The 25,574-nt window shown below is 37.9% G+C and carries 28 protein-coding genes; 8 read left to right on the top strand and 20 right to left on the bottom strand.

The window, feature by feature from the left end; all coding sequences use genetic code 11:
* Nucleotides 1–80: 80 nt before the first annotated feature.
* Entirely contained in the window at nucleotides 81–785 is a 705-nt protein-coding gene (locus DV942_RS17090) for a head GIN domain-containing protein (RefSeq protein WP_145859551.1), read from the top strand.
* Between the two features lie 141 nt (nucleotides 786–926).
* On the opposite strand, the gene DV942_RS17085 is transcribed toward DV942_RS17090, so the two are convergent.
* The 3 genes from DV942_RS17085 to DV942_RS17070 all read right to left on the bottom strand — a co-directional run bounded on the left by DV942_RS17085 (nucleotide 927) and on the right by DV942_RS17070 (nucleotide 3,762).
* On the bottom strand, nucleotides 927–1,340 hold the full coding sequence (locus DV942_RS17085) for a hypothetical protein (RefSeq protein WP_145859549.1): 414 nt from the start codon (nucleotides 1,338–1,340) through the stop codon (nucleotides 927–929).
* Between the two features lie 69 nt (nucleotides 1,341–1,409).
* Nucleotides 1,410–2,822, bottom strand: coding sequence for a 23S rRNA (uracil(1939)-C(5))-methyltransferase RlmD (gene rlmD / locus DV942_RS17080; protein ID WP_145859547.1), 1,413 nt, complete (start codon nucleotides 2,820–2,822; stop codon nucleotides 1,410–1,412).
* Between the two features lie 397 nt (nucleotides 2,823–3,219).
* Nucleotides 3,220–3,762, bottom strand: a complete 543-nt coding sequence (locus DV942_RS17070; RefSeq protein WP_145859546.1) for a hypothetical protein — start codon at nucleotides 3,760–3,762, stop codon at nucleotides 3,220–3,222.
* A 231-nt stretch (nucleotides 3,763–3,993) separates the two neighbouring features.
* Here DV942_RS17070 and DV942_RS17065 point away from each other — a divergent pair, with 231 nt between their 5' ends.
* Together DV942_RS17065 and DV942_RS17060 are read left to right on the top strand one after the other, a co-directional pair.
* Nucleotides 3,994–4,452: a DoxX family protein gene (locus DV942_RS17065; protein ID WP_090986591.1), complete on the top strand. Its 459-nt coding sequence runs from the start codon at nucleotides 3,994–3,996 to the stop codon at nucleotides 4,450–4,452.
* Between the two features lie 42 nt (nucleotides 4,453–4,494).
* Nucleotides 4,495–6,198, top strand: a complete 1,704-nt coding sequence (locus DV942_RS17060) for a M28 family peptidase (RefSeq protein WP_145859543.1) — start codon at nucleotides 4,495–4,497, stop codon at nucleotides 6,196–6,198.
* 1 nt (nucleotide 6,199) lies between these two features.
* Here DV942_RS17060 and rhuM read toward each other — a convergent pair whose 3' ends face one another.
* Complete coding sequence (rhuM, locus tag DV942_RS17055; protein WP_145859541.1) at nucleotides 6,200–7,183, bottom strand: virulence protein RhuM/Fic/DOC family protein; 984 nt, start codon at nucleotides 7,181–7,183, stop codon at nucleotides 6,200–6,202.
* Nucleotides 7,184–7,222: 39 nt separating this feature from the next.
* On the opposite strand from rhuM, the gene crtD reads away from it, so the two are divergent.
* On the top strand, nucleotides 7,223–8,707 hold the full coding sequence (gene crtD, locus DV942_RS17050) for a 1-hydroxycarotenoid 3,4-desaturase CrtD (RefSeq protein ID WP_145859537.1): 1,485 nt from the start codon (nucleotides 7,223–7,225) through the stop codon (nucleotides 8,705–8,707).
* Between the two features lie 115 nt (nucleotides 8,708–8,822).
* Here crtD and DV942_RS17045 read toward each other — a convergent pair whose 3' ends face one another.
* Genes DV942_RS17045 through DV942_RS17025 form a run of 5 tightly spaced genes read right to left on the bottom strand, consistent with a single transcriptional unit; the run spans nucleotide 8,823 to nucleotide 12,581 of the window.
* Nucleotides 8,823–9,326, bottom strand: a complete 504-nt coding sequence (locus DV942_RS17045; protein ID WP_145859534.1) for a shikimate kinase — start codon at nucleotides 9,324–9,326, stop codon at nucleotides 8,823–8,825.
* Nucleotides 9,327–9,345: 19 nt separating this feature from the next.
* A complete protein-coding gene (locus tag DV942_RS17040; RefSeq protein WP_145859532.1) occupies nucleotides 9,346–9,792 on the bottom strand; it encodes a DinB family protein in 447 nt (148 codons plus the stop codon).
* Between the two features lie 5 nt (nucleotides 9,793–9,797).
* Nucleotides 9,798–10,853: an ABC transporter permease gene (locus tag DV942_RS17035; RefSeq protein WP_145859529.1), complete on the bottom strand. Its 1,056-nt coding sequence runs from the start codon at nucleotides 10,851–10,853 to the stop codon at nucleotides 9,798–9,800.
* A 2-nt stretch (nucleotides 10,854–10,855) separates the two neighbouring features.
* Nucleotides 10,856–12,007: a BT_3928 family protein gene (locus tag DV942_RS17030; RefSeq protein WP_145859527.1), complete on the bottom strand. Its 1,152-nt coding sequence runs from the start codon at nucleotides 12,005–12,007 to the stop codon at nucleotides 10,856–10,858.
* A 28-nt stretch (nucleotides 12,008–12,035) separates the two neighbouring features.
* Nucleotides 12,036–12,581 (bottom strand): DUF1599 domain-containing protein, encoded by a 546-nt coding sequence (locus DV942_RS17025; RefSeq protein WP_145859525.1) that lies wholly within the window; start codon nucleotides 12,579–12,581, stop codon nucleotides 12,036–12,038.
* A 99-nt stretch (nucleotides 12,582–12,680) separates the two neighbouring features.
* Here DV942_RS17025 and folP point away from each other — a divergent pair, with 99 nt between their 5' ends.
* The 3 genes from folP to cdaA all read left to right on the top strand — a co-directional run bounded on the left by folP (nucleotide 12,681) and on the right by cdaA (nucleotide 14,906).
* Nucleotides 12,681–13,535 carry a dihydropteroate synthase gene (folP, locus tag DV942_RS17020; protein WP_145859524.1) on the top strand — a complete coding sequence of 285 codons (855 nt, stop codon included), beginning with the start codon at nucleotides 12,681–12,683 and terminating at the stop codon, nucleotides 13,533–13,535.
* Between the two features lie 119 nt (nucleotides 13,536–13,654).
* Complete coding sequence (locus tag DV942_RS17015; RefSeq protein ID WP_145859522.1) at nucleotides 13,655–14,017, top strand: four helix bundle protein; 363 nt, start codon at nucleotides 13,655–13,657, stop codon at nucleotides 14,015–14,017.
* 97 nt (nucleotides 14,018–14,114) lie between these two features.
* Complete coding sequence (gene cdaA, locus DV942_RS17010; RefSeq protein ID WP_090986607.1) at nucleotides 14,115–14,906, top strand: diadenylate cyclase CdaA; 792 nt, start codon at nucleotides 14,115–14,117, stop codon at nucleotides 14,904–14,906.
* Between the two features lie 381 nt (nucleotides 14,907–15,287).
* Here the strand turns inward: cdaA and DV942_RS17005 are convergent, their stop codons facing one another.
* From DV942_RS17005 to recJ, 10 genes are all read right to left on the bottom strand, one after another.
* On the bottom strand, nucleotides 15,288–15,701 hold the full coding sequence (locus tag DV942_RS17005) for a BrxA/BrxB family bacilliredoxin (RefSeq protein ID WP_145859519.1): 414 nt from the start codon (nucleotides 15,699–15,701) through the stop codon (nucleotides 15,288–15,290).
* 97 nt (nucleotides 15,702–15,798) lie between these two features.
* Nucleotides 15,799–16,278 carry a CCC motif membrane protein gene (locus DV942_RS23720; RefSeq protein WP_208864428.1) on the bottom strand — a complete coding sequence of 160 codons (480 nt, stop codon included), beginning with the start codon at nucleotides 16,276–16,278 and terminating at the stop codon, nucleotides 15,799–15,801.
* 6 nt (nucleotides 16,279–16,284) lie between these two features.
* Nucleotides 16,285–16,605 (bottom strand): DUF2752 domain-containing protein, encoded by a 321-nt coding sequence (locus tag DV942_RS24175; protein ID WP_145859517.1) that lies wholly within the window; start codon nucleotides 16,603–16,605, stop codon nucleotides 16,285–16,287.
* Nucleotides 16,589–17,017 carry a YkvA family protein gene (locus DV942_RS16990; RefSeq protein ID WP_145859515.1) on the bottom strand — a complete coding sequence of 143 codons (429 nt, stop codon included), beginning with the start codon at nucleotides 17,015–17,017 and terminating at the stop codon, nucleotides 16,589–16,591. The genes DV942_RS24175 and DV942_RS16990 overlap by 17 nt, the downstream gene beginning before the upstream one ends.
* A gap of 18 nt (nucleotides 17,018–17,035) precedes the next feature.
* Nucleotides 17,036–17,923 carry a YARHG domain-containing protein gene (locus tag DV942_RS16985; protein WP_145859514.1) on the bottom strand — a complete coding sequence of 296 codons (888 nt, stop codon included), beginning with the start codon at nucleotides 17,921–17,923 and terminating at the stop codon, nucleotides 17,036–17,038.
* Between the two features lie 3 nt (nucleotides 17,924–17,926).
* Entirely contained in the window at nucleotides 17,927–18,553 is a 627-nt protein-coding gene (locus DV942_RS16980; RefSeq protein WP_244950729.1) for a DUF2306 domain-containing protein, read from the bottom strand.
* Nucleotides 18,554–18,961, bottom strand: coding sequence for a hypothetical protein (locus DV942_RS16975; RefSeq protein ID WP_145859512.1), 408 nt, complete (start codon nucleotides 18,959–18,961; stop codon nucleotides 18,554–18,556).
* Nucleotides 18,962–19,250: 289 nt separating this feature from the next.
* Nucleotides 19,251–20,768, bottom strand: a complete 1,518-nt coding sequence (locus DV942_RS16970) for a GH3 auxin-responsive promoter family protein (protein ID WP_145859509.1) — start codon at nucleotides 20,766–20,768, stop codon at nucleotides 19,251–19,253.
* A 165-nt stretch (nucleotides 20,769–20,933) separates the two neighbouring features.
* A complete protein-coding gene (gene lptB, locus DV942_RS16965) occupies nucleotides 20,934–21,674 on the bottom strand; it encodes an LPS export ABC transporter ATP-binding protein (protein WP_090986617.1) in 741 nt (246 codons plus the stop codon).
* 47 nt (nucleotides 21,675–21,721) lie between these two features.
* Nucleotides 21,722–23,422, bottom strand: coding sequence for a single-stranded-DNA-specific exonuclease RecJ (gene recJ / locus DV942_RS16960; RefSeq protein WP_145859507.1), 1,701 nt, complete (start codon nucleotides 23,420–23,422; stop codon nucleotides 21,722–21,724).
* 236 nt (nucleotides 23,423–23,658) lie between these two features.
* Between recJ and DV942_RS16955 the strand changes: the two genes are divergently transcribed.
* Entirely contained in the window at nucleotides 23,659–24,426 is a 768-nt protein-coding gene (locus tag DV942_RS16955) for an MBL fold metallo-hydrolase (protein WP_186462333.1), read from the top strand.
* Nucleotides 24,427–24,909: 483 nt separating this feature from the next.
* Here the strand turns inward: DV942_RS16955 and DV942_RS16950 are convergent, their stop codons facing one another.
* Nucleotides 24,910–25,494: a YceI family protein gene (locus tag DV942_RS16950; protein WP_145859502.1), complete on the bottom strand. Its 585-nt coding sequence runs from the start codon at nucleotides 25,492–25,494 to the stop codon at nucleotides 24,910–24,912.
* Nucleotides 25,495–25,574 lie beyond the last annotated feature (80 nt).

The following is a 25,574-nucleotide window of genomic DNA, read 5'->3' as shown; positions in this document are numbered from 1 at the left end:
GTAACCAAAACGAGAACCGAAGCCTTGAGATGCAAATATTGCATTGCAATAGCTTCATAATCATTTAACGAAAAACAAATATGAAAATCTTTATCAAATCATCCGCCATCTTATTTATAGTGGCAGCTAGCTACATAGCTAAAGCACAGGAAACCAAAAGCTTCACAGTTAAAAACTTCAACAGCATTGGGGTAAGTAGCGGAATTGATTTGTACTTAACCCAGGGTGGAAGCGAAAGTGTAAATGTAAAAGCTGATTCGGAAATATTAAAAGATATTGTTGTAGAGCAAAGTGGCAGCAATGTTACCATCAAATTTAAAGATGGCATCAACTGGGGAGGTATGTTTAAAAACCGTACCATTAAAGCTTACGTCAGTTTTAAAAGCTTAAATGCGATAGCAGCTTCGGGAGGTTCAGATGTTTTTACACAAAATCAGCTCAAGACAGATAAACTTGCCATCCGGTCATCCGGTGGATCAGATTTGAAACTTAGCGTAGTTTGTAAAGATCTATCTATCCAATCAAGCGGAGGCAGCGACATTGATTTAAAAGGAAAAGCAGAAAATATGACTATTCAATCCAGTGGCGGTAGCGATATCGATGCTTATGAATTAATTGCAGATTATGCAAAGGTTCAGGCTTCTGGTGGTTCTGATGTAAATCTTTACGTAAACAAAGGCTTGGAAGCCAGTGCAAGTGGCGGTGGCGATGTAAGTTATAAGGGGAACGCGTCACTTAAAAAAACATCAAGCTCAAAAAGTGGGGATGTGCACCACGTAAATTAAAAGTTTAGTTTAGTTAATGATAGGCGCTGCTCTGTGGATGCAAGCAGCGTCTTCTTTATAAAAAATTCCCAGATACTCGAAGATTATACAGATTCTGGCTACTATTGCCATTGGCACATAAATCTTTACCCCTCCATCGTTCTACCCTCTACCTCTTTTATACGGATAATAAATAAAGTTAGCACCTTCAGGAACGATTACGAATACGCACATAAAATCTTCCGGTTTTTTATACACTTTTAAGAAGGGTTCTTTTTTCTCTTTGCTGATGATCCCTTTTTCTACAAACTCTTCAAAGGTAGAAGCTTGTATCGTCCAATCGGTATTAAGTTCTTCCTTGTTTAAGATAAGTTCTCCAATGTTCACCTCGTGTTGGTGCGCAATAAAAATCGGGTAGGCTGAAATGCCTTCAACCATAATTTCGATGGCAACTTCTTTAATCGCATCAGCATAAAACTCCAGGTCTTTTTCTAAGCTTATCAGCGGACTTTCCTGCTTCTTTTGTGGTGCTCCGTTCTCCTCGGGTGTTGCGCCTAATAATTCTTCTCTATCCATTTTTTATTATCGAAAGGTTTAAATGTTGAAACGTTTTAAATTCCATCATACATCTTCCATTTTTACATCTTACGCCTTTAACCTCAAAAGCACTACATTTTCTACGTGCTGTGTATGCGGAAACATATCTACGGGTTTAATGCGCACCACATCGTATTTCTCTTTCAGTAACTCTAAATCTCTAGCTTGCGTGGCCGCATTACAGCTTACATAAACAATTTTTTCAGCTTCCATTTCCAGTAGCCTTTGTACTACATCCGCATGCATCCCGGCACGTGGTGGATCGGTGATTACTACATCAGGCTTACCATGGGCCGATATAAATTCGGAAGTAAGAATGTCTTTCATGTCACCGGCATAAAAGATCGTATTATCAATTCCGTTGAGTTCAGAATTGAACTTAGCATCTTCAATCGCGGTAGGTACATATTCTACGCCTACCACCTGTTTTACATTTCGGGCCACAAAGTTGGCAATTGTTCCTGCCCCGGTGTACAAATCATAAACCAGTTCGTCACCTTTAAATCCGGCAAATTCCCTGGTAATTTTATAAAGTTCGAAGGCTTGTTCAGAATTGGTCTGGTAAAAAGATTTTACCCCGATTTTAAAGCGGATGCCATCCATCTCTTCGAAAATATGATCGCGACCAGAGAAAACTACGACATCCTGATCAAAAATAGTATCGTTTTTCTTTTGGTTAATAATATAAAGTAAAGAGGTAATTTGCGGGAATTCATTTTTCACAAATTCCATTAAACCATCAACCTGTTTTTGTTCAGGATAAGCAAATACCACCGCCACCATTACTTCTCCTGTACTGGAAGTACGGATAATCAGGTTACGCAAAACGCCCTCATGGTTACGCAGATCGTAAAAAGACAAATCATTTTCTAAAGCATATTTACGGACAGCGTTTCTGATGGAGTTGGAGGGTTCATCCTGTAAATAACAATGTTCGATATCTAAAATTTTATCGAAACGTAAGGGTACGTGAAAACCCAATGCGTTCATATCAAAATCTTCATCGCGCTCTACATCAGTTTTCTCCAACCAACGTTTGTTCGAGAAAGTAAATTCTAATTTATTGCGGTAATATCTGTTTTTTGCAGAACCCAGAATCGGTTCTGTACCAGAGGTATCTATTTTGCCCAAGCGCTGTAAAGCTGCCTCAACATTTTTCTGCTTAAACTTTAATTGAGCATCGTAACCCATGTGCTGCCATTTACAACCACCACAGGTTCCGAAATGAGGACAAAAAGGATCAGTACGCAATGCTGATTTTTCATGCAACTGATCAATGATTGCTTCTGCAAAATTCTTTTTCTTTTTGGTCAACCGCACATCTACTACATCACCAGGAACAGCTTTATCCACAAAGATGACCAATTCATCAGCTTTGCCAACACCTTTTCCTTCTTCAGCAATATCAATTATTTGTACGTTTGGAACAATAGTTACCGTACCAGGTTTTCTTCTACTCATTATTTTGCAAAGATAGGAAAAAGAGGTAGAAGGTGTAGGACAGAAAGACAGAAGGCTTAAAAACTGTCGGTCAAAAAGATTGAAACCAGCAATAAAGAGCGCGATAGACTGAAGAACCAGAAAAATCAAGCCATAACTTTCCATCAGGAAGCTGATTCTCCTTCAATAATTATGGCTTTAAAAAATTATTTTCCAAAAAATCTAAATGCTGCGTCCCAAAAGCCGCCCAACCAGTTAAATTTTAGGTCGAATTTTTCATCCACTTGTACAGAAAACTCTAGTATTTCCTTGCTCATGATAAAAAACGAATCTATTTAAGCAATAATACAAAATTCAGACCAAAAACCAAAACGGTACAAATTAATTTTATGTTAAATTATCTGATGCTCAAAGACACCTATTTATGCTGCCAACATCTTCCCCCTCCTGAGACTACACGTTTACAATACCCTCCGGCTTTGGTTTTTGCCCCACAAATTGAAGAAACCGGCGTAGTGCTACTTCCTGTTCCTGTTGATGCATAACTACCAAAACTTGATGTACCATTTCCTAGTTTAGTATTGTATGATATTTCTGCAAAATTATATCCAAGATTGCCATATACTATTTCATCATTTCTTAAAATATAAGCATGGATATTTTGCGCGCTCAACATACTTGTTTTAATGGATAGTTTTAAATCAAAAGAAACGGCAGAGCCAATCTTGTATGTCCATTTTCCGGTATTACTTCTTATGATCTTATTTTGGTTATAAATGTCTACATAGGAAATATCACAGTAATCACATGTTACTTCATAGCCATACTCAACCGGGGATAAAAGTTCTTCGGGCTTTTCATTGACAGTCTTCTTACAAGAAAACAGAATTATGATGGCAATAAGTATATGTAATTTACTAAATAAGCCTTTTTTATCCCTTGTTAAATCTTTAAGCGTCATGATAAATTTTATTAAATTTTTAAGTGTTGTCTTTCCACAAACATCAGAATAGAAAATAACATTCGATTACGGCTTTCCGTATAAGCTAATTTTTAGTCCAAACAATATCTGAAAATAAAAATATCCAGTTCTTAAAAAGGCTATTATAAATTGATTTTCAAATACTTATTTGATATAATAAATATAAATTCTTAACTTAATATATCATTTACATAAAAATGGAGGTTCATTATGAACGTTATCCGTAAAATTGAACATTGGGGAGATGTTCATCACGCAAAATGGCTGGATTATCTTCGGATTGTACTTGGCCTGATCATTTTTGGAAAAGGTGTTTCTTTTGTCAGCGACACTTCTGTTCTCCAGAACATGATTACACAAAACAACGTATTTGGTTTTTCAGGCATGTTGATCAGTGTTGCCATTCATGTTGTTGCATTTGCACATTTAGTCGGTGGTATTTTGATCACTTTAGGTTTAGTTACCCGCTTTGCAGTTGTTATTCAGCTTCCAATTTTATTGTTTGCCGTATTTTTCGTTAACCTTACTATAGGATTCTCACCCCTGAATTCAGAACTCTGGTTCTCCGTGTTAATTTTATTTCTTCTTATCATTTTTTGGGTAGTTGGCTCTGGACCACTATCGGTTGATGAAGGATTAAAACGTAAAATGGGAAAGCGTTACGACTAAACAACATTAAATTCTTAGTATCTTTCGTTTTTACTAATGATCATGAAAACTAAGATACTTTTTCTACTGCTTTTGGCGGGCGTTACCTGTTATGCGCAAAACACTACAGATGGATTTTTCAAAATGACAAGAGCAGGGTTTCAGGAAAAAAATGCCTACGAAACAACGGCCTTTGTAGAAAAATACTTTCGTGTACCTGGCAATACTGGCTTTAACGCCAGTATTCATTACGTGGAAAATATCCTTAAAAAGGCTGGTTTTGTAGAACAGAAAAAAAATGAGTTTGAAGCGCCCTTAACTTATCGGATTGAAAAAAGAGCGATGAAAAATAACACCTGGGAGCCTATTGATGCCAATATCAATATTATAGGTGAGACACAACCGCTTATTTCTTATAAAACCAACCGTAACATGATTCCCATCAATTGTGGCTCAACTGCTGCTGCTGGTGTAACGGCTAACGTGGTTTACATCGAAAAAATAGTTGCAGCAGAAATAGAAAAGATGGATTTGAAAGGAAAAATTCTGTTTTCTGAAAATAATCCATCGCGTTTACTACAAATCGCAACTAAAGCAGGGGCCATTGGGGTTTTAGGCTATTCAATGCCAAAATATACCCAACCGGAAATTCATCAAACTTCCATTCAGTTTGGCAGCATGAAAGCCAATAGCGAAGTATGGACATTACTCCTTTCCTATGCAGCAAAAGAAAAGTTAAAAGCCGCTTGCCTAAAAGGTCATACTAAATTAAAAGTCAATATTCAGACTAAAATATATCCTTCCGAAGAATTAACCATTGTGGCAAATGTTAAAGGAAGTATAAATCCTAATGAACGTTTTGTTTTCAGTGCACATGTTCAGGAGCCTGGTGCAAACGATAATGCCAGTGGTGTCGGCACATTAGCAGAAATGGCAAGATTAACGGCAGAACTGTATCAGGCAAAAAAGATAAAACCTGAACGCAGCTTGACCTTTTTATGGGGCGATGAAATCGTATCAACAAGAAGATATATTACCGAGGATACCACGAGGGCCAGGGGTATTATGTGGGGAATGAGTTTGGATATGGTTGGCGAAAACACTAAAAAAACTGGCGGCTCTTTCTTAATCGAAAAAATGCCAGATCCATCAGCCATTTGGACAAGAGGTACGGATAAACATACGGAATGGGGTGCTGGTGATGTGAGTGAGAAAGATCTTTTCCCGCATTATTTCAACGATTTTATTTTCGATATCTGTAAAGCACAGGGTAAATTTGCCAATTGGACGGTTAACTATAACCCTTTTGAAGGGGGAAGCGATCACACTCCGTTTTTACAAAATAAAATACCAGGTTTACTGATGTGGCACTTTACCGATGTTTTTTATCACACCGATAACGATAGAATTGATAAAGTTTCTGCAACGGAAATGAAAAACGTGGGTATAAGTGGTTTAACTGCGGCCTATACCTTAATTTCTGCAGACGAAAATACGGCTATTGCTACTGTTTCTCAAGTTAAAGGAGATGCGCTGATCCGCTTAAAAACAGAATTTGAGCTCAGCAAAAAAGCAATTGCGAATGGAAAATCGGCAGATGTTGAGAAACATATTATTGAGGTTTGGGGCAAATGGTACGTTGATGCACTGGCAACAATCAACAAAATGGCAGTTAAAACAGAAACTACGAGAGTAGGTTCGTCCATTAAATTTGCCACTAATGAGATCGAAAAACAGACAAAAGCGTATCTGGAGGAATTGAGATAGGTTAATTTTTATAGTTGATCAAATTAATAATTACTTTAACCATCATTTCCTTTTCTTTAGGATCACTTTCTGCTATGAGTAACGTGAGTGCAACCAACGCGTTATCGGCAATTCTTTTTGTGCCATCTTCTCGATAGAGCATTTTATTTTTATCTAGAAACCAAACAAATAAAAAGGCAGCAATCCGTTTATTGCCATCAGAAAATGAATGGTTTTTTACTACAAAATATAATAGATTTGCCGCCTTTTCTTCCATACTCGGATAAAGTTCTTCCCCATCAAATGTTTGATAAATGGTGTACAATGAACTTTTAAATGACTGATCTTTTTCATTTCCAAAAAGTTTGCTTCCACCAAATTTCACTCTCAAATCTTCTATTGCTTCAAGTGCAGAATTGTAATCTATTCTAAAATCACCCTTATGGCCAGAAACTTCATTTTCTAACTGCTGATGGTCGTAACGGTCAAGAACATCTAAAGCATAAACATAATCTGTAAGAATTTTAAAAGTATCTTTTAATTCTTCATTATTAAGCATGTGACTATTTTGAACAGCATTAACCAACTTAATGGCTTGCTTTAATTCAATGAGTTGCTGGCTTTGTTCTTGTAATCTTTTGTAATTTAAGGCATATCCATTTAGTAGATAATCTTTTAAAATCTGGTTAGCCCATATACGAAATTTTGTTCCCTCAACCGATTTTACCCGATAGCCTACAGAAATAACTACATCAAGTGAATAGTAAAATGTATTATAACTTTTACCATCTAAGGCAGTTGTCAAGGATTTCTTGACAACTGAATCTTTTACAAGTTCATTTTCATTAAATATATTCTTAATATGGAGACTAATATTCTGTTTAGTTTTATTAAAAAGCTGTTGCATCTGCTGTTGAGTAAGCCAAACAGTATCATTACCGAAAACCACTTCTATTGCTGGCAGTCCTGCTTCATTTTTATAAATAATAATTTCATCCTTAGTCATTGCATCAAGTTAGTAAAATATTTATGCTATTTTCGTATTATGCCTAAACCAAAAGCCATAATTATCGGAGCCGGAATCGCGGGAATTGCTTCTGCTATCCGCCTCGCTATTAAAGGTTATCAAGTTGATGTTTTTGAAGCCAACTCAAAAGCCGGAGGTAAACTAGGGGAAATAAAAATGAATGGTTTCAGGTTCGATGCCGGCCCAAGTCTTTTTACCATGCCACAATACGTGGATGAACTCTTTAAACTGGCCGGGAAAAATCCTGAAGATTATTTTAAATACACTAAATTAAACGAAATTTGCCGTTACTTTTATGAAGATGGTTTAAGGCTAAATGCTACCGCTGATCTTGACAAATTTGCCCGGGATATTGAAGAAAAAAGCCATTCAACCGCAGCTGAAGTACAGCGTTATTTAAAAAAAAGCGAGACAATATACGAGGTTACACATCGCGTTTTTTTAGAAAGGAGTTTACATAAACTTAAAAGTTACCTGCATTGGGATACTTTAAAATCGATATTCCGTTTTGGTCAGATTGATGCTTTCAGAACACAGGCTTTGGCAAACCAGGCATTTTTTAAAGATGGGCGCATTGCCCAGCTTTTCAATCGTTATGCCACCTATAATGGTTCAGACCCCTATCAGGCACCAGCTACACTAAATGTAATTCCGCATTTCGAATATCATTTTGGTGCTTTTATCCCAAAAGATGGAATGTATGGTATTGTAAGCGCTTTAGTAAAATTGGCTGAAGAACTGGGTACTAGGTTTCATTACAGCCAGAAAGTTGAAGAAATTCTATACACCGATGCAGGCAAACCTAAAATAAAGAGTGTTAAAGTTAACAATAAAATCTACAAAGCAGACATCGTAATCTCTAACTTTGATATCTGGTTTACTTATAAAAATTTATTGAAAGGAATAGCAGAGCCGAAAAAACTATTAACGCAGGAACGAAGTAGTTCAGCCTTAATTTTCTACTGGGGCATGGACAGCAATTATAGTGAGCTAGGCCTGCACAACATTTTCTTTACCGAAGATTATCAAAAGGAATTTAATGCCATCTGGAAAGATAAAACCGTGAGCCGCGACCCTACCGTTTACATTAACATCAGTTCTAAACACATCAGAACGGATGCACCGGCCCATGCTGAGAATTGGTTTGTGATGATTAATGTACCTGCCAATACCGGACAAAACTGGGATCAGTTGATCAAGGAAGCGAAGGTAAATATCACAAAAAAAATCAGCCGGATTTTAAACCGGAACATTGAAAAAGATATCATTTGCGAACAGATTCTTGATCCTAGATCGATAGAAAGCAAAACAGGATCATATCAGGGCGCTTTATATGGCAATAGCTCCAACAATCAGTTTTCCGCATTTTTAAGGCACTCCAACTTCAGTTCTAAAGTGAAGAATCTTTACTTCTGCGGTGGTAGCGTACATCCAGGTGGCGGAATCCCATTGGCTTTATTATCTGCTAAGATTATTGATGATGATATTCGTTTAGTGGTTTAATAGTTCATAGCCATTGGGTCAATGGTTTGATGGTCTATAGTTGATCGCTTACGACCTATCGCAGTATTGCTAAAAGCGATTAATCAACTGAAGACTAAAGACTATGGACTGCAGACTAACAACCTCTCTTAACGGCTTCCTCCAACTGCTCTCCATCAAGATCAAATGCATCTACAATTATTTTTGCCCGGGTATAAAAAGGTTCACGTTCATGGAGTTTTTCTTTTATAAAGACCAGGAGTTGCTGATCATCCAAATCTTTAATCAACGGACGCTTTTGGCGGTTATGTAAGCGTGAAACCAAAGCAGCAGGTTCCATTTGCAGATAAACCGTTGTACCATGTGCATTCATCCATTCCATATTATCGAAGAAACAAGGTAATCCACCTCCGGTAGCCACTACACAACTTTCCGGATAGTTAAAGGTTTTAAGCATTTCACTTTCATAATCCCTGAAACCACTTTCCCCAAATTCTGCAAAATATTCTGCAATGCTTTTACCTGTTTTCGTAACGATTTCGGCATCCAGATCAATCACCGGACATGCTAAACGGTGTGCGAGTTGTTTTGCTTTGGTACTTTTGCCGCAGCCCATATAGCCGATAAGGAAAATTTTCATGTGATTTCTGATTGCCGACCTAAAATAAATGGTCGCGTTTTAACATAATATAGTCGGTTACAGGTGGCGTAAACCCAGCCTTCTTTAATAAGGTTACAACCTGCCCGCGATGATAAGTAGAATGATTAAACAAATGAAATAAAATTTCATCTACACGGTTTTCATATTGATCCCCTCTGGAGTTCGAATATAAAATCCTTTGATCTAAAGTGTAATTATTCAATGCCTCTTTAATCAGTCTGAAATTTTCTAAAGAGATACTTTCAAAATTTTCTCTGGGGTGAATATCCCAGACACCGTAAACCGGTTTTTTGCCAAAAATACGTTGCGCCCAAATATGCTGGGCATTCAGCACATGGCTGAACAAACGTTCTGCATCAGGCAGTTCGATAATTGCCTGCTTAAATATTTCGATAATCCGTCTATCGGCAAGTTCAGTATACTTAATGATTTCCTCTTCACTCATCGTAATTAACTTAATTTAACCCTCGGATCAACATAGGCATATAAAATGTCGACCAGAATATTAATGACTACAAAAACAAAGGCAATAAAAAGAATTGATCCCATGACTACCGGAAAATCAGACATTTCTAAGGCGGTTACTGTTGTCCTCCCTAAACCGTTATAGCCGAAAATGTATTCGACAAAGAAAGAGCCTGCCAATAAAGATGCAAACCATCCGGAAATAGCTGTAATAACAGGATTCATGGCATTTCTTAGGGCATGCTTATAAATAATCGCATTTTTGCTTAAACCTTTAGCCTTTGCGGTTCTGATGTAGTCCTGCGCCAAAACATCCAGCATGGCGCTACGAGTTAACTGCACAATAATGGCCAATGGCCTTAACCCCAGTGTAATCATTGGTAACCACAAGTTTCTTAACGTTAACACCTCTCCATTAAATGGATCGTAGGAATAAAGACTCCCATTCATTTTTAAGCCTGTAAAATCGCTCAGCACAAAGCCAAATAGCCAGGCAATAATAATTCCCGCGAAAAATGAAGGGGCGGATATCCCTAAAATAGCAAATGCATTGGCTGTTTTATCAATCCACGAATCTCTATATACTGCAGACAGCACTCCCAGCAACACACCTATTATGGTAGCAAAAATCATTGCTGTTAATGCCAGGATAAAAGTATTAGGCACCGTTTCGGAAAGAATCGCAGTAACATCTCGCTTAGTTTGGTAAGAACTACGCAGATAGGGCCATTTTAAAGCCAGTACTTTTTGATCAAAAGTTATGAGTTTGGCGTAATGGTATTTCTGTTGACTGGCACTGTTATTATCCAAAATACTGACAGGCGATAAGTCGTTCAGATATAAAATAAACTGAACCGGCTTCGATCGATCTAAACCAAATTCTTTACGAACAGCCTCAAGTGATTGTACATCGGCCCGCTGCCCCATTGTCATTCTTGCAGGGTCGCCGGGTAAAATGTTAAACAGCACAAAAACAACCAATATCACACCGCCCATCACCAGCAGTCCATATATGAGTTTTTTTAGTGCATATCCGATCATGTTTATTTATCGAAATATTTCCGGCTGAGTTGGTCGAAAGTGGGTACATTATGGTAATGCCACTTATTGATCACCACTCCGTTTTTCATCAATAAAACACCAGGATTTGCCCTTACCATACTTTTTAGCGGAACGGCATCTGCAAAAAATACTTCTGAGAACAGGTTATTTTTTTTAATAAATGCTTGTGCATCCTGTGCCGAATTAGAAGTAAGCAATACTGTACGGATATTAAACTGTTGGGTGGCATTTAAGGCCAGTGCGTTTAATTTACCAATAGCAGCTTCATTGGTTGCGTGCAGATCGTAAGCCACAAAAATTAAATTATAGTATGGGTTTTCGATCAGTTCCTTTGTATAATCAGTTCCGGAAGCATCCGTAATGTTTAAATCTTTGATTTTAGGCTCAAATCCTTTTTTAACCAGCCTTTTTGCCGGTTCGCCGATAATTTCCCAATTGTTATCTTTCCAGATCTCCGTTTTAAGATAGGCTTTATCGCTCATGTCTTTTTCCTCTTTGGTTTTCTTATTTTTGAGGTGATACATGATCTCAAATTCATCAGGCTTTTCTCCTGCAGGAATGACCATTAACGATGGAATATGTGCGCCGACTTTATAAGGCAAAAAATCAATAACAGGCAAAACATTGTAAGTATATAATCCAAAACCTAGCGATACAACCGTTACTAAAAGGGCAATATTTCTTTGTGTTGCTTCTTTTTTAAATAATGGATGGACGAGATTTTTATTAAGGAAAATAACAATGATCATTGCCAAAAGGATCAGATCCTTGGTAAACGACTGCCACGGTGTAAGCGGAATGGCATCGCCGAAACATCCACAACTGGTTACTACTTTAAATGCTGCGGATATAAAGGTAAGCAGGGTAAAAAAGATAATGAGCAGCAACAGGCCCCAGGCTACTTTTTTGCTCCAGAAACCCAATAACAATAAGGCACCGAGCACAATTTCTAAGGTACAAAGTAAAATGGCAATACCAGTAGCCATTCCACTCAGGAAATTCATATGAAAAACTTCAAAATATTCTTGTAGTTTATAGCCAAAGCCAAGCGGATCATTCGCTTTGATTAATCCTGAAAATATGAATAAAGCACCGACAAAAATCCTGGAGAATCTTAAAACTATATTTCGCATCTATGTATCTATTTTAAAGGCTATTTTGCTATTTTACGCCAAGTTTGATCAGTGCGAAAACAGAATAGTTCAACATATCCTGATAATTCGCATTAACACCTTCTGAAGCCAGCGTTTGGCCTTCGTTATCTTCTATCTGTTTAACCCTAAAAATTTTCATCAAAATCAGGTCGGTTAACGAACTAATGCGCATATCTCGCCAGGCCTCTCCATAATCGTGATTCTTGGCAAACATCAAATCTTTGGTTTCCGTTACCTTATCGTCAAACCTTTTTTCAACTTCTTCAAAAGGCATTTCATTCGGGTCGCTTTCCGTTAATTCGAGTTGCATCATGGCAATCACGCAATAGTTTACAATCCCGATGTATTCAGATATCACACCCTCTCCCACCTTACTTACTTTTTTTTCTTCCAGGGTACGGATACGCTGTGCTTTGATAAAAATCTGGTCAGTTATTGAACTTAGTCTCAAAATCCGCCATGCAGTTCCGTAATCTTTAGTTTTTTTTAAAAATAATGATCTGCAAACCGCAATCACTTCGTCAAATTCTGTAGAGGTATTTGTTTGTGCCAAAGCCAATAATTATTTAGTTTTTAGTGTATTTTTGTCGTGAAAAAACAAAAGCTAAAGATACATTTTTAAAGCGAAACCCAAATCCCGAAAGGGTTTATTATGGCAGAAAAAAACTTTTTTGAGCCCAAACAAAGCTTAAATATAAAAGGCAGACTTATCGACTTAAGCACGCCAAAAGTAATGGGAATTTTAAATATCACTCCTGATTCCTTTTATCACAACAGCCGTACAAAAACGATTGATGAAGCTTTGAGTAAAGCAGCACAATTTTTAAGTGAAGGGGCTACATTTATTGATGTTGGTGGTTACTCATCAAGGCCAGGCGCTCAGGATATCTCTACCAATGAAGAAACAGACCGTTTGGTACCTGTGGTAGAAAGTTTGGTAAAAGCATTTCCAGAAGCGATTATTTCCATTGATACTTTCAGGGCAAAGGTTGCCCGGGAAACCATTGAAGCTGGTGCACATATCATTAACGACATTGCAGCCGGAAATCTGGACGGGCAGATGTTCGAAACAGTAGCCAGGCTGCAGGTGCCATACATCATTATGCACATGAAGGGTACACCACAAAATATGCAGCAAAATCCGGTTTATAATAATGTATTGCTCGAAGTGATCGATGATCTGGCAAAAAAAGTTGCTGCACTTAAAGCACTGCACATCCATGATGTGATTATTGACCCGGGTTTTGGCTTTGGGAAAACCGCTGAACATAATTATGAACTGCTCAAACAAATGGAAGCGTTTAAAATCTTCAAACTCCCTGTTTTAGTGGGTTTCTCGAGAAAGGGAATGGTCTATAAAACACTTGGCATTACAGCACCAGAGGCTTTAAACGGCACTTCAGTACTCAACACCATTGCGCTACAAAAAGGTGCGGGTATTTTAAGGGTACACGATGTGAAAGAAGCGGTAGAGTGTGTGCGGTTGGTGGAGAAGATAAAGGGTTAATCGGTCAATTGTTAAATCGGTTAATCGTACAAATAGCAAATTGCCTATGTCTGATAATTTCAATATCTTGTTAAATTGTAATTACACTCCAGTTCCTGATATAATCTAAACTAATTGTTATGCATATTTACTCATTTGAAAAATTAGAGACCTGGCAAAAAGCCAGGATATTTAGAAAAGATATTTATAATTTGACCAGGAAATTCCCAAAAGAGGAGGTATTTTGCTTAACAAGTCAGATCAAAAGATCTGCAAGCAGTATTGGTGATTGCTTAGCAGAAGGTTCAGCGAGAGTTACGCCTAAAGATAAAGCACATTTTATAACTATGTCTTATTCGAGTGCAATCGAAACCATCAACCATATCATTGGTGCGTATGACCTGGAATATATCAGCGAAGAAGAATATATTTCATTTCGACTAAAACTTGATGAATTAACCAATAAATTAAACGCTTTGCGTAAATCGATATTAAGAAATTAGGTTTTCTGCACCAGCTCTACAATTAACCGATTAACCAGTTTAAACAGTTAATCTATCCTGCTTGTAAACTGGAATCCGTTTTGCTATCTTGCCACTAATGAAAGGTTTTGATTTTGATTTCCTTAAAGTATCACCAACTGATATCGTTGATATCATTTTGGTGGCTTTATTAATTTACTATGTTTATACCCTGATCCGAAACACTTTAGCTGTTAACCTTCTGGTTGGGATGTTTATTATCACCGTTTTTTACTGGATAGTAAAGGCCCTGCACATGGAATTACTGACTGCCATCATAGACAGATTTATGAGTGTGGGGATTATTGCCCTTATTGTAATTTTCCACCCTGAAATCAGGCGTTTTCTTTTGCTGATCGGAAAAAATGCCTTTTTACAAAAAAACAAAGCCTGGTGGGGTTATTTATTTGGCCGGAAAGAAATTGAAAGAAACAATTTAACCCGTATAAAGCCTATTATCGATGCTTGTAAAAGCATGAAGAAAACGCGTACAGGAGCCTTAATCGTATTTGTTAAATTTTATGATGAACAGTTTTTTGCCAATAGCTGCGAATTTGTTGATTCCAAAATATCAAAACGTTTACTAGAAAGCATTTTCCAGAAAAACAGTCCGCTGCACGACGGCGCCGTAGTAATCTCTGAAAACAGAATTAAAAGCGCGAGTTGCATTTTGCCTTTAACAGATAATGACCAGTTGCCCCCTCAATTCGGCTTAAGGCACCGCGCAGGTATCGGCGTTTCGGAAACCACTGATGCGGTGGCCGTAATTATATCTGAAGAAACCGGAGAAATATCTTATGCCAAACAAGGCCGTGTAAGAATGAATGTTTCTTTCGGCGAACTGGAGAAATTGCTTAACAAAGATTTTTAAAGCACAAATTTTCACATTACTGTCATTCTGAACGCAGTGAAGAATCTTTAATCCTCTAGCCTTTCCGACTCTTCTCTAGTCTTAGCATCTCGCTAAGACCTGTTATTTATTTAGTGTTATGGGGTTAAAGGAACAACCTAATTAAAGTCTTAGCGAGATGCTAAGACCAGCTGTGGGACGCTAAGACCAGAGAGGGGATTTTTGCTGAAATAAATCCGATAGCTGTCGCATCAGCACGACGATCAAGTAGAAGTCTCGTAAATAAAAAATAATCATTTCATCAATCCATTTAAACGCAAAATGGTGAATGTTTCCATTCACCATCTCATTATAATTTAAATCAGCTAATTACCGGTGTAATCCAATAATCTGTGCAATCATTTATGAGCAGTATTGTTCAAAAGCACCGATCAGGTTATCAGCAATCATTTGTGCTGGTCTGCCTTCAATCTGGTGGCGCTCGATCATATGTACCAATTTACCATCTTTAAACAAAGCCATTGCCGGAGAAGATGGAGGAAAAGGCATCATGTAATTTCTAGCCTGATCTACTGCTTCTTTTTCCATACCTGCAAAAACGGTAACCAATTTATCAGGATGTTTTTCGTGTGCTGCCGCTGCGCGGGCTGCCGGACGTGCGTTTGCTGCTGCACAACCACAAACAGAATTTACAACCACCAATACAGTTCCTTCGCCTTTAATCGCCTGATCTACGTCTGCTGCATTTTTTAACTCTTGAAAACCAACGTTGGTTAATTCCTTACGCATTGGCTCTACTAAATATTCTGGATACATTATCTTAGTTTTTTATTTACAATATCAATAGTACAAAAATAAGAAAATCGAATGGCATGCACCATCCGATTTATATTTTTAAGGTAAAATTAATAACCTATTTCATTCCTTTGATAAAATTATCAAACATTTGAGGGTTGGTAATCGCTCCCGCTATAATCAATATAAAGATCACAATAAATAATGCACTTAAAATAGTCGCAATCATTCCGCAGATCTTGCCTGCTTTTGCATTTTTATATGATGACTCCGTATATAACCCCGGATTAAGCTGATATTTTTTCATATCACCAGCACCTAATATCCAGGCTATTACACCAAATACTAACCCAAATATGCCGTAAAAACAACATGCGGGGATAGCTATAATACCCAATACAAGTGCAGCTGTAGCATTTGGCAAATTCTGCTGACCAAAACCTCCACCTCCAAACTGGCCAAATGGTGGTGGCTGTTGAAAAGGCGGCGGGGTTACCGGCCCGTTCCCCAGGGGCTGAAATGGTGCAGGTTCTGACTGTTGACCTTTAGAAAGATCAATAGGTTTATTTTCTTGAGGGGTTTCCTGTTCTTCTGACATAGATATTTAGATCAATTGGTGAGTGTATATTTTGTAAATGTAATTGATTAAAATAATTACTGCAACCCCTGCAAAAACGATTTTGATCAGCTGCGCGCCAAATTTAAAGTCCAATTTTAAGTGAATCAAACTAAATAATACCAGAAAAATAAGCGGGATTGTTGCAGGATAAAACTTAAATGATGCGGATAAATCACCTTTAAACAAAGCCAAAACGGATCGCTGCAGGCCACAGCCCGGACAGTCAATCCCGAAATGAGTTTTAAACGGACAACTAAAAAGATGTTCGCCCAACCATTCTAAAAAGGTTTTATGCGGTCGAGCCATTTATGTCAATTATTTTTCCCTGGCCATCTTTCCAGGCTTTATATCTTTCCAGATCTTTAAGCACCTGTCTGTATACCAGATTTAGAACGTATATGTCATCAATGAATCCCAGAACAGGCACAAAATCAGGAATTACATCAATTGGGGATAGGAAATAAATTAGTCCTCCTAAAATGGCAATGATCGATCTTTTAGGGATTTCGGTATAATCGCCATTTACATAATCTTTAGATACCGCAAAAAGCAGAACCAGTTTTGACCAGATTCCCTCCAATTCCCCTTTATTGCTTACGGCCTTACCTAAAGCATCTTTGATGGTATTGCTGGCTTTGGTTTTATCACTCAAGATTACCGAAGCTTTGCTTTGCGATTTCTTAAAGAAACCTAATATTTTTTCCCTGTTCAACTTCATGGTTTAGCATATTACAAATTAACGGCCAAAAGCATCATAATTGTCTTCCGCATATTTTGTAAAACGGTCTAATAACTTGATATTTTTGTTTTCTAGAGGTGTTAAATCATTATCAACGTTGTTTTTTACGGGGACATACCATTCTACAGGATCGAAAAAATTTCTAAAAGTTTGCTTTTTGAAAGCATAACCATGTCTGGCAAAAATGGTATTTTTAATAATCTGCAAGTCTAGTTTTCTTAAATTTTTTAAATCTTCTTCTTTTAGTAAGGTGGTCGAAGCATTTATCTTAAATATCTGATCTGATGCACTTCTGTAAAAAGCATTTCCCTCCAACGTATCTATTTTTCCATCTTCTGCAGTATCCACTTTTGGGATCATTTTACACTTGCTCCAGTCTACATAATTACTTTCGGTGGGCAGCATCAGGTTTGCATTATAAACGAATGCCTTTTTGGTAAGTTTGAACATTCTTTCTGGCAATTTTAATTCAGTTTTATAAGCTTTCCATTTGCCAATTAAAGTATCGCCAATTAAGGTAATTTCGAATTTCCCATCCTCCTTATCGCCGCCTGGTTCACCTAACATAATAGTGATTTTACCGCCTTGGTTTGATAGCTTACCCAATAAAGGTCGACTATTCCCCGATACTATGCATTGTGCAATTACGGTATCTTTAGTAATCTTTTTAATATTGATATTGAGCTTTTTTAGCGCATCGATCATATCGCCATCATATTCCAGTTCATCTTCCGAGTAAAAATTACCTACCCAAAAACCGTAAAGTTCTTTGTGGATTTCGGGCTGAGCTATCTGAACAGCTTTTTTTTGTTCATTTGTTTTTTTAGCGTCCCTGCAAGAAAGCATTAAAATTGGGAACAGCGTTAATAAGAAGATCTTTTTCATCAATTAAATTATTTTCCGTTTAATAAGCCACTCGGCGATCAATAAATTGGGTATCCAACCTAACCATGCTATAATCTGATAAACATCCATTGGTGCAGGATGGAATAAATATACTAAAATAACTTTCCACAGCCTCAAGGTAATAGCTGAAGCGGCCAGGGCGAAACTTCTGTACATAAACTCTTTATGGGCTGTTATTTTCCCATTTAAGATGAGCAAAACAGCCTTTAAAGTAAACCAAAACCATAAAAAACCCAATATTATGAACGATGTTTTCGCTATTAAACCGCCATTTGCAAAATAGCCTATAAAAATGCCAGATGGTGCGGAAAAGAACAACACAAAGCCTCCATAGCAATAGCCCAGCCATTGATGTACTTTCGGATACCTGGATAAAATTTTAGGATTAAATTGCGTAAAGCCAGCCAATAAAACAATTATAGCACTGTAAACGTGCACATAAAATATGGGAAGATAGGCTTTGATGCCTGCTACTTCTGTTTGTTTAATCTGCAGGAAAGACACCTCACTATTTAGTGGAATGTAACGGGATGTAATCTGCACCATCAGCATAAAAAAGTAGGTAAAAAACAATACCCATGCTAACTGTTTATAGCTGATACTTTTCATCTACTTTTCATTAAAGTGCTTCAATAACTTTTTGTCGAAAGTGATGGCAATCAGTTTATCATTTAGTACATCCTCCTCGTAAAGCTGTTGCTTTTTTGGATCAAACACAAACCGAGCTAGAACAGGCATCCTATCGGCATAACTTTCGTGCAGGTTAAAATTATAGGTTTTAGAGTATCCCTGCGATGGATCGGTTTTAGGATTGGGGCTGCTCTCAAGCATAACACCATAAGAGGTACCACCATTTTTAACAATCCTTTCGTAAAGTCCTTTGGTAAGCTGTTTACAACGAGGAGAAGTTTCTACAATTTTATAGGCAATCTGTGCTTTGTAGCTTTCTTTTACCTGGGCTTTTGATTGGTATATTGATGATCCTAAAATAAAGAAAAAAAGTATGATATTTTTCATGATGGAGTGAAGTTATTTATAGCCAGCACACTAAGGAATAATTTATTTTATAAAACCAATATTATTGAGAGCAACATCTAATTGAAATAAACCTCTCCGGGGATCGTCATTGCGAGAAGGCTTTTTCAGCCGACGAAGCAATCTTTATAGTAAGGATCATCAGCATGAAAGATTGCTTCGTCGTTCCTCCTCGCAAGGACGACTTTTTTTAGGGTGTCTGTCAATAATAATATGCTGCAACACCGCTAAATGTATTTCTACAGTTCTCACTGACATGTTTAAATAAAAATTAAGCTGATTTCATCATCTCCAAAATATCATCTACATACTTACGCTCATTGGCTAACCGGGGCACTTTATGCTGACCGCCCAATTTATCTTTCGCCTTTAACCAGTTGTAGAAAGTGTGAGCAGGTGCATTATGTACTTTAGGACGGGCCAGCGCCATATCTTTAAAACGTTTGGCATCGTAATCTGAGTTTACCTCGCGCAGGGTTTGGTCCATCACATCCACAAATTTTTCAAAATCATCAGGCTGCTTATCAAATTCTATGATCCATTCGTGTCCGCCCGCCTTTTCATCCTTAAAGTAAATAGGCCCTGCGGTATAATCTTTTATTTCAGCGCCTGTTTGCTGGCAGGCTTTAGTTAAGGCCTGCTCCGCATTATCGATGATCACCTCTTCGCCAAAGGCATTAATAAAATGTTTTGTACGCCCGGTAATTTTTATGCGGTAAGGAGAAAGGGAGGTAAACTGAATAGTGTCGCCGATCATGTATCGCCATAAACCACCGTTTGTAGAAATAACTATCGCGTAATTTTTATGCAGCTCTACCTCTCCTAGCAACAGCGCCTTAGGATTTTCTTCTCCTATATTTTCCATCGGCACAAATTCATAGAAAATCCCATAATCAAGCATCAGCAACATTTCGTCTGAATGATCCTGATCCTGGATGCCGAAAAATCCTTCTGATGCGTTATAAGTTTCCAGATAATACATTTCAGCGGAAGGAATCAACTGTTTAAACTGTTCGCGATAAGGCGCAAAATTTACCGCTCCATGGATATATAATTCAAGTTTAGGCCAAACTTCCAATAAATTTTGCTTTCCGGTAAGTTCGAGTACTTTTTTAGCCAATACGATGGTCCAGGTTGGTACGCCCGAAATACTGGTTACGTTTTCATTAATGGTGGCTTCTGCCATTCTATCCATCTTAATTTCGTAATTGTCCATCAAAGCGATAGACATATCGGGTGTGCGGTAATATTCGGCCCAGATAGGAAGGTTTTTAATCAGTACAGCAGATAAATCACCATAAAAACAATCTTCATTTAACTGGTTAACCTGATGGCTCCCACCCAAAACCAAACCTTTTCCGGTAAACATCTGGTTATCGGGACGGTTATTACAATAGATAGAAAGCATATCCTTTCCCCCTTTAAAGTGGCATTCTTCCAACGACTCCTCAGAGACTGGGATAAACTTACTCCTGTCGCTAGTGGTACCCGATGATTTTGCAAACCATTTAATATCAGACGGCCAAAGGATGTTCTGTTCGCCATTAAGCATACGCTCAATGTAAGGTTTTAGGGTATCGTAGTTCTGGATCGGAACACGCTGCTGGTATTGTTGCGGTGTTAATATTGATTTATAATCGTACAATTTACCCCACTCGGTATTCTCTGCACTATCAATCAGACTGTGAAACCACTCTTCCTGAACATCGTGCGGATATTTCATAAAAAGCTCGATCTGGTGGATCCGCTTTTTCATTAACCAGGTAAAAATTGAATTTACAATTGCCATTTTTAAATGCTAAAACTAACGGGTGCCAGGCCGCCACAGACTTTCACACCAGCCCTATGGTTAAATGGGAATATACAGAGATTTTTATACACAATAAATTTAGTAGCTTTTGGTTTAACCTTGCGAGTAGGCAACATGCCAGGTTGAATTTTGTTTGTAACTATTTTAAATATCAAATTTCTTACGTTTCAATACAAAATTTGATCCCAAATATACTTTTCTCACCATTTCATTCTCAGCAAGCACTTCCGGAACGCCTTGTTCCAGAATTTTTCCCTCAAAAAGTAGATATGCCCTATCAGTAATGGATAGTGTTTCCTGTACGTTGTGATCTGTGATTAAAATTCCAATATTTTTATGTTTCAGTTTAGCCACAATACTTTGAATTTCCTCTACAGCAATAGGATCTACCCCCGCAAAAGGTTCATCCAATAAGATAAAATTAGGATTTGCAGCTAAAGCCCGGGCAATTTCGGTACGGCGACGCTCGCCTCCGGATAATAAATCACCACGGTTTTTACGTACTTTGTGCAAACTAAATTCATTGATCAGTTCTTCGAGTTTATCACGCTGTTCTTCCTTGGTTAAATTGCTCATTTCCAAAATGGCCAGGATGTTATCTTCTACGGTAAGTTTTCTAAAAACTGATGCTTCCTGTGCCAGATAGCCGATTCCTTTTTGCGCCCTGCGGTACATCGGATCTTCAGTAATATCTTCTTCTTCTAAAAAGATACGCCCCTCATTCGGTTTAATTAAACCAACGATCATGTAAAAAGAAGTTGTTTTCCCTGCCCCGTTCGGACCTAAAAGCCCCACAATTTCCCCTTGGCTTACGTTAAAGGAAACGTTGTTTACAACAGTACGCTGTTTATATTTTTTAACCAGATTTTCGGCTTTTAGTATCATACATATTAGCTAAACCTTACAGGTTTTAAAAACCTGTAAGGTTTCAATTAATTAACTTTTATCCCTTTAATATTTAACTGTAAGCGTTTCTTATCCCGCCACACATTTTCTTCTAACGTATAACAAACGGAAAACGGCACCCTGGGTTGCAAAAGATTTTGAAATTCTGCCAATCCAAATGCAATGCCCTCAAAAATAGGCGAATTTTGTTGCTTTATGTTAATTTTTAAATGATTTTGACCAACTGCCATGGCATGCTGTGCAAGATATACGTTATGAGTAACAAATATTGGTGTCATATTTTCCGGCCCGAAAGGGCCCATCTGCGATAAAACCCGGAAGAATTTACCGTCGATCTGTGCCAGTTCAATTTCGGCATCAATCCTGATCATGGGTGTCAGCAACTCTTCTGTAATACTCGCCGATACAATTTCTTCAAATTTATCGGCAAAAGCATTTACATTTTGCTCCTGCATGGTTAAGCCTGCAGCAAATTTATGTCCGCCATACTGATCTAATAAATATGCACAACCGCTTAAAGCTTCATACAAATCAAAACCTACTACCGAGCGGCACGAGCCAGCTACATGTCCGTTAGATTTGGTAAGAACAATGGTTGGACGGTAATATTTTTCTGTCAGGCGCGAAGCTACTATCCCAATGACCCCCTTGTGCCAGTTTTCGTTAAACACCACGGTGGTTTTTCTATTGATGAGGATTTCACTTTCCCCAATTAAAGCCAAAGCCTCGCGGGTAATGTCCTGATCATAAGTTTTGCGTTCGGTATTTTTAAGGTTGATGAGTTCACTTTGTTCCAGGGAATTGCTATCTACCTGGCAAAGCAGCATGGCAACGGCATGTTTCGCATGATCGATCCTTCCGGCAGCATTAATCCGCGGACCTAATGTAAAAACCACATCGGTAATGGTGTAATTTTCGGTTTTGCCTGAAACCTCCATCAAAGCCCGTAAACCTTCGCAAGGATTAGCGTTCAATTTTTTCAGTCCGTAATAAGCTAAAATTCGGTTCTCGCCTACTACAGGCACAATATCTGCCGCAATACTTACCATCACCAGATCTAAATATTGCAGATAGGTTTCTTTTGGAAGCTGATGTTTTTGTGCATAAGCCTGCGCCAGTTTAAAACCAATTCCGCAGCCGGCCAGTTCTTTAAAAGGATATGCGCAGTCTGAACGTTTAGGGTCCAAAACGGCTATGGCCTGTGGAAGTTCATCTCCAGGTAAATGGTGATCGCAGATAATGAAATCGATCCCCAGGTTATTGGCATAATCAATTTTATCGATCGATTTTATGCCACAGTCTAATGCAATAATAAGGGAGAACCCATTTTCATTGGCATAATCAATCCCGGCAGTAGAAATGCCATAACCTTCCAGATAACGATCTGGGATATAATATTCTATATTTTTAGTGAGCTTTGAAAAGAAACTATAAGCGAGTGCAACCGAAGTGGTGCCATCCACATCATAATCCCCATAAATCAATATCTTTTCGTGGCTGGCCAGTGCGGTTTCGATACGGGCAATAGCAACATCCATATCCTTCATTAAAAAAGGATCATGAAGATGATTAAGATCTGGTCTGAAGAAACTTTTCGCCTGATCAAAATCACAGATATTCCGCTGCACAAGAATCTGTGCCAATGAACGATCTATGTTAAGTTGTTCTGCTACTTTTGCTACTGTATCATCATCACAATCTGATGCCAGCACCCATCTTTTTTCCATTTTATACTGTCTCCGAACAGTAAATATACATTTTAATTGGATACGATGGCGCTAAACTTGAGTACGATGCCTTACAAAGCATTTAAATACAAAAAGTTAGATTTAACTTCAAACAGTAAAGATTGTTTAATCATGTCATGCTGAAAAGCCCTATCGAAATTGATTAGACCTGTCCTTATGATAAATACTAATGTTTAGATTGTTACCTTTGTACACACATTTAAAAGATTTATATTTTGCAAGTTCACACCCTATTCGAAGGAACCTATTCTGTTAACGCATCAAAGAAATTTGTGCCTTTCGATTCCGCTATACACAGCTTTAAAGACAGACCTGCTTCATTATTTATCAATGTTCAGCCTTTTTTGGTTGAACTGAAAAACGACCTCGTACTTTTCGATACAGGTTTAGGTTTTAGTGATGACCATGGCGAACTGATTTTACACAAAAATATCCGCAATGCAGGTTTCGATCCAACTGATGTGACTAAAGTTTTAATGTCGCACTTACATTACGACCATTCTGGCGGGATGATCCACAAACAAAGCAATGATAAAATAGAACTGAGTTTTCCTGATGCTGAATATGTAATCAACCGGGGCGAATGGGAAACGGCTTTCAGCAGCACTTCGTCATCTTACCATACTGATATTTTCGATTTCGTGCAACGTAATGCACAATTGAAATTTGTGGAGGGGGATGGCGCTTTGGATGAAACTATTGCATATGAATTTACCGGTGCCCACTGTCCGAATCACCAGGTTTTTCTTTTAACAGAAGGCAATCAAAAAGTATTTTTTGGCGGTGATGTTTTACCTGAACCAGAAGAACTGGTTAAAAATTTTATTGCCAAATACGATTTCGACGGTCGCAAGGCAATGGAATTACGGAAAGAGTTTGGTAAAAGAGCAGCTGAAGAGAATTGGGAATGTTTATTCTATCATGGCAAAAGTGCAGCAACTGGTTTTGTGGATGTTATTGAAGGGGGGTTTCGGATAAGATAGGTTTAGGGTTTAGGGTTTAGGGTTTAGGGTTTAGGGTTTAGGGTTTAGGGTTTAGGGTTTAGGGAAAACAGATCCTGAAGTGATTAGTATAATTTAAGTTTAAAAAATCAATTTATTTTATTTCGGTACGCACTGACATCGTTTCGTCATCTCGACCGGAGCAACGCGAAGTGGAGAGATCTTTGGACTTTGCAGCACCTTGCCGCCTGGTTTCTTGCATTATCCTGAGTTTTTAAAGTCTCTATTTTTTACCGCGAAGGGAGCAAAGAAAAATCGCTAAGCGCGCAGAGTTGCTTTTTACCACAAAGTACACGGAGAAGGCACAAAGTAAACAGAGTTGGGTGCAATATTTAGTATTATTAATAAACTCTGCGCTTCTCTGTGAAAAACTCGGCTTCCTCTATGGTTAACCTTAGCGTCACTTTGCGGTTAACAAAAAAAGCCCCGACGGATGCCGGGGCTTCCATTTTCCGAGACCGGAAATTATTTTTTAGCGACCAATTTAACAGACAATTCGAAGTTATCGTCAATTGCTTTGTCGCCAATGCTATCAAAGAATGATTTTGAACCATATTTGATGTCATATTTAGTTCTGTCTACAATGATTTTACCCGCTAAAGCTGAAGCTGTTCCGTCTGCATTAACCGTTACAGTTGCAGGGAAGCTTAATGGTTTAGTGATACCTTTGATGGTTAAATTACCGGTTACGGTTACGTTAGCACCTGAACCCGCAACTTTAGTAATAACGAAAGTTGAAGTTGGGAATTTAGCTGTACCAAAGAAATCATCTGCTTTTAAGTGACCTTCTAATTTAGCACTACCATCAGCATCTTTAATTGAAGTCATATCGATTACAAAAGTACCACCTGTTACGCTTTTACCATTAACTGCTAATGTACCTGACTGTAAAGCCACTGTTCCGTTGTGAGAACCGGTTACTTTTTTACCAATCCAGGTAATGGTTGATTTTGCTACATCTACAGTATAGGTTACTGGTTTAATAGTTGTAAAAGCTGATAAAGAAACAACTGCAACTAATAAAAAAATTGAAGAGATTTTTAATTTCATTTTCTGGTTTTTTAAAATTTGATACAAATATAGATGAACAACCCCTCTCTTGTTGTTGACCTATGTTAAGTTTTTTCAAA

The sequence above is a fragment of the Pedobacter suwonensis genome, assembly GCF_007833675.1.
Taxonomy (GTDB): domain Bacteria; phylum Bacteroidota; class Bacteroidia; order Sphingobacteriales; family Sphingobacteriaceae; genus Pedobacter; species Pedobacter suwonensis.
Note: the sequence above shows the minus strand (reverse complement) of the source record. Positions and strands in the feature narration are given on the sequence as shown.

Coding starts and splice junctions, on each gene's coding strand:
- DV942_RS16980 (WP_244950729.1), bottom strand. CDS start 18,553: ATGAAAAGTATCAGCTATAAACAGTTAGCATGGGTATTGTTTTTTACC.
- DV942_RS17030 (WP_145859527.1), bottom strand. CDS start 12,007: ATGCGAAATATAGTTTTAAGATTCTCCAGGATTTTTGTCGGTGCTTTA.
- DV942_RS24175 (WP_145859517.1), bottom strand. CDS start 16,605: ATGGCTCGACCGCATAAAACCTTTTTAGAATGGTTGGGCGAACATCTT.
- DV942_RS16970 (WP_145859509.1), bottom strand. CDS start 20,768: ATGGCAATTGTAAATTCAATTTTTACCTGGTTAATGAAAAAGCGGATC.
- DV942_RS17060 (WP_145859543.1), top strand. CDS start 4,495: ATGAAAACTAAGATACTTTTTCTACTGCTTTTGGCGGGCGTTACCTGT.
- DV942_RS17005 (WP_145859519.1), bottom strand. CDS start 15,701: ATGTATCCAGAATATTTAGTAGAGCCAATGCGTAAGGAATTAACCAAC.
- DV942_RS17045 (WP_145859534.1), bottom strand. CDS start 9,326: ATGAAAATTTTCCTTATCGGCTATATGGGCTGCGGCAAAAGTACCAAA.
- DV942_RS17090 (WP_145859551.1), top strand. CDS start 81: ATGAAAATCTTTATCAAATCATCCGCCATCTTATTTATAGTGGCAGCT.
- DV942_RS17070 (WP_145859546.1), bottom strand. CDS start 3,762: ATGACGCTTAAAGATTTAACAAGGGATAAAAAAGGCTTATTTAGTAAA.
- DV942_RS17065 (WP_090986591.1), top strand. CDS start 3,994: ATGAACGTTATCCGTAAAATTGAACATTGGGGAGATGTTCATCACGCA.
- rlmD (WP_145859547.1), bottom strand. CDS start 2,822: ATGAGTAGAAGAAAACCTGGTACGGTAACTATTGTTCCAAACGTACAA.
- DV942_RS16975 (WP_145859512.1), bottom strand. CDS start 18,961: ATGAAAAATATCATACTTTTTTTCTTTATTTTAGGATCATCAATATAC.
- DV942_RS17015 (WP_145859522.1), top strand. CDS start 13,655: ATGCATATTTACTCATTTGAAAAATTAGAGACCTGGCAAAAAGCCAGG.
- DV942_RS17035 (WP_145859529.1), bottom strand. CDS start 10,853: ATGATCGGATATGCACTAAAAAAACTCATATATGGACTGCTGGTGATG.
- lptB (WP_090986617.1), bottom strand. CDS start 21,674: ATGATACTAAAAGCCGAAAATCTGGTTAAAAAATATAAACAGCGTACT.
- folP (WP_145859524.1), top strand. CDS start 12,681: ATGGCAGAAAAAAACTTTTTTGAGCCCAAACAAAGCTTAAATATAAAA.
- DV942_RS23720 (WP_208864428.1), bottom strand. CDS start 16,278: ATGTCAGAAGAACAGGAAACCCCTCAAGAAAATAAACCTATTGATCTT.
- rhuM (WP_145859541.1), bottom strand. CDS start 7,183: ATGACTAAGGATGAAATTATTATTTATAAAAATGAAGCAGGACTGCCA.
- DV942_RS17085 (WP_145859549.1), bottom strand. CDS start 1,340: ATGGATAGAGAAGAATTATTAGGCGCAACACCCGAGGAGAACGGAGCA.
- DV942_RS16990 (WP_145859515.1), bottom strand. CDS start 17,017: ATGAAGTTGAACAGGGAAAAAATATTAGGTTTCTTTAAGAAATCGCAA.
- DV942_RS17040 (WP_145859532.1), bottom strand. CDS start 9,792: ATGAGTGAAGAGGAAATCATTAAGTATACTGAACTTGCCGATAGACGG.
- DV942_RS16985 (WP_145859514.1), bottom strand. CDS start 17,923: ATGAAAAAGATCTTCTTATTAACGCTGTTCCCAATTTTAATGCTTTCT.
- cdaA (WP_090986607.1), top strand. CDS start 14,115: ATGAAAGGTTTTGATTTTGATTTCCTTAAAGTATCACCAACTGATATC.
- DV942_RS16950 (WP_145859502.1), bottom strand. CDS start 25,494: ATGAAATTAAAAATCTCTTCAATTTTTTTATTAGTTGCAGTTGTTTCT.
- crtD (WP_145859537.1), top strand. CDS start 7,223: ATGCCTAAACCAAAAGCCATAATTATCGGAGCCGGAATCGCGGGAATT.
- recJ (WP_145859507.1), bottom strand. CDS start 23,422: ATGGAAAAAAGATGGGTGCTGGCATCAGATTGTGATGATGATACAGTA.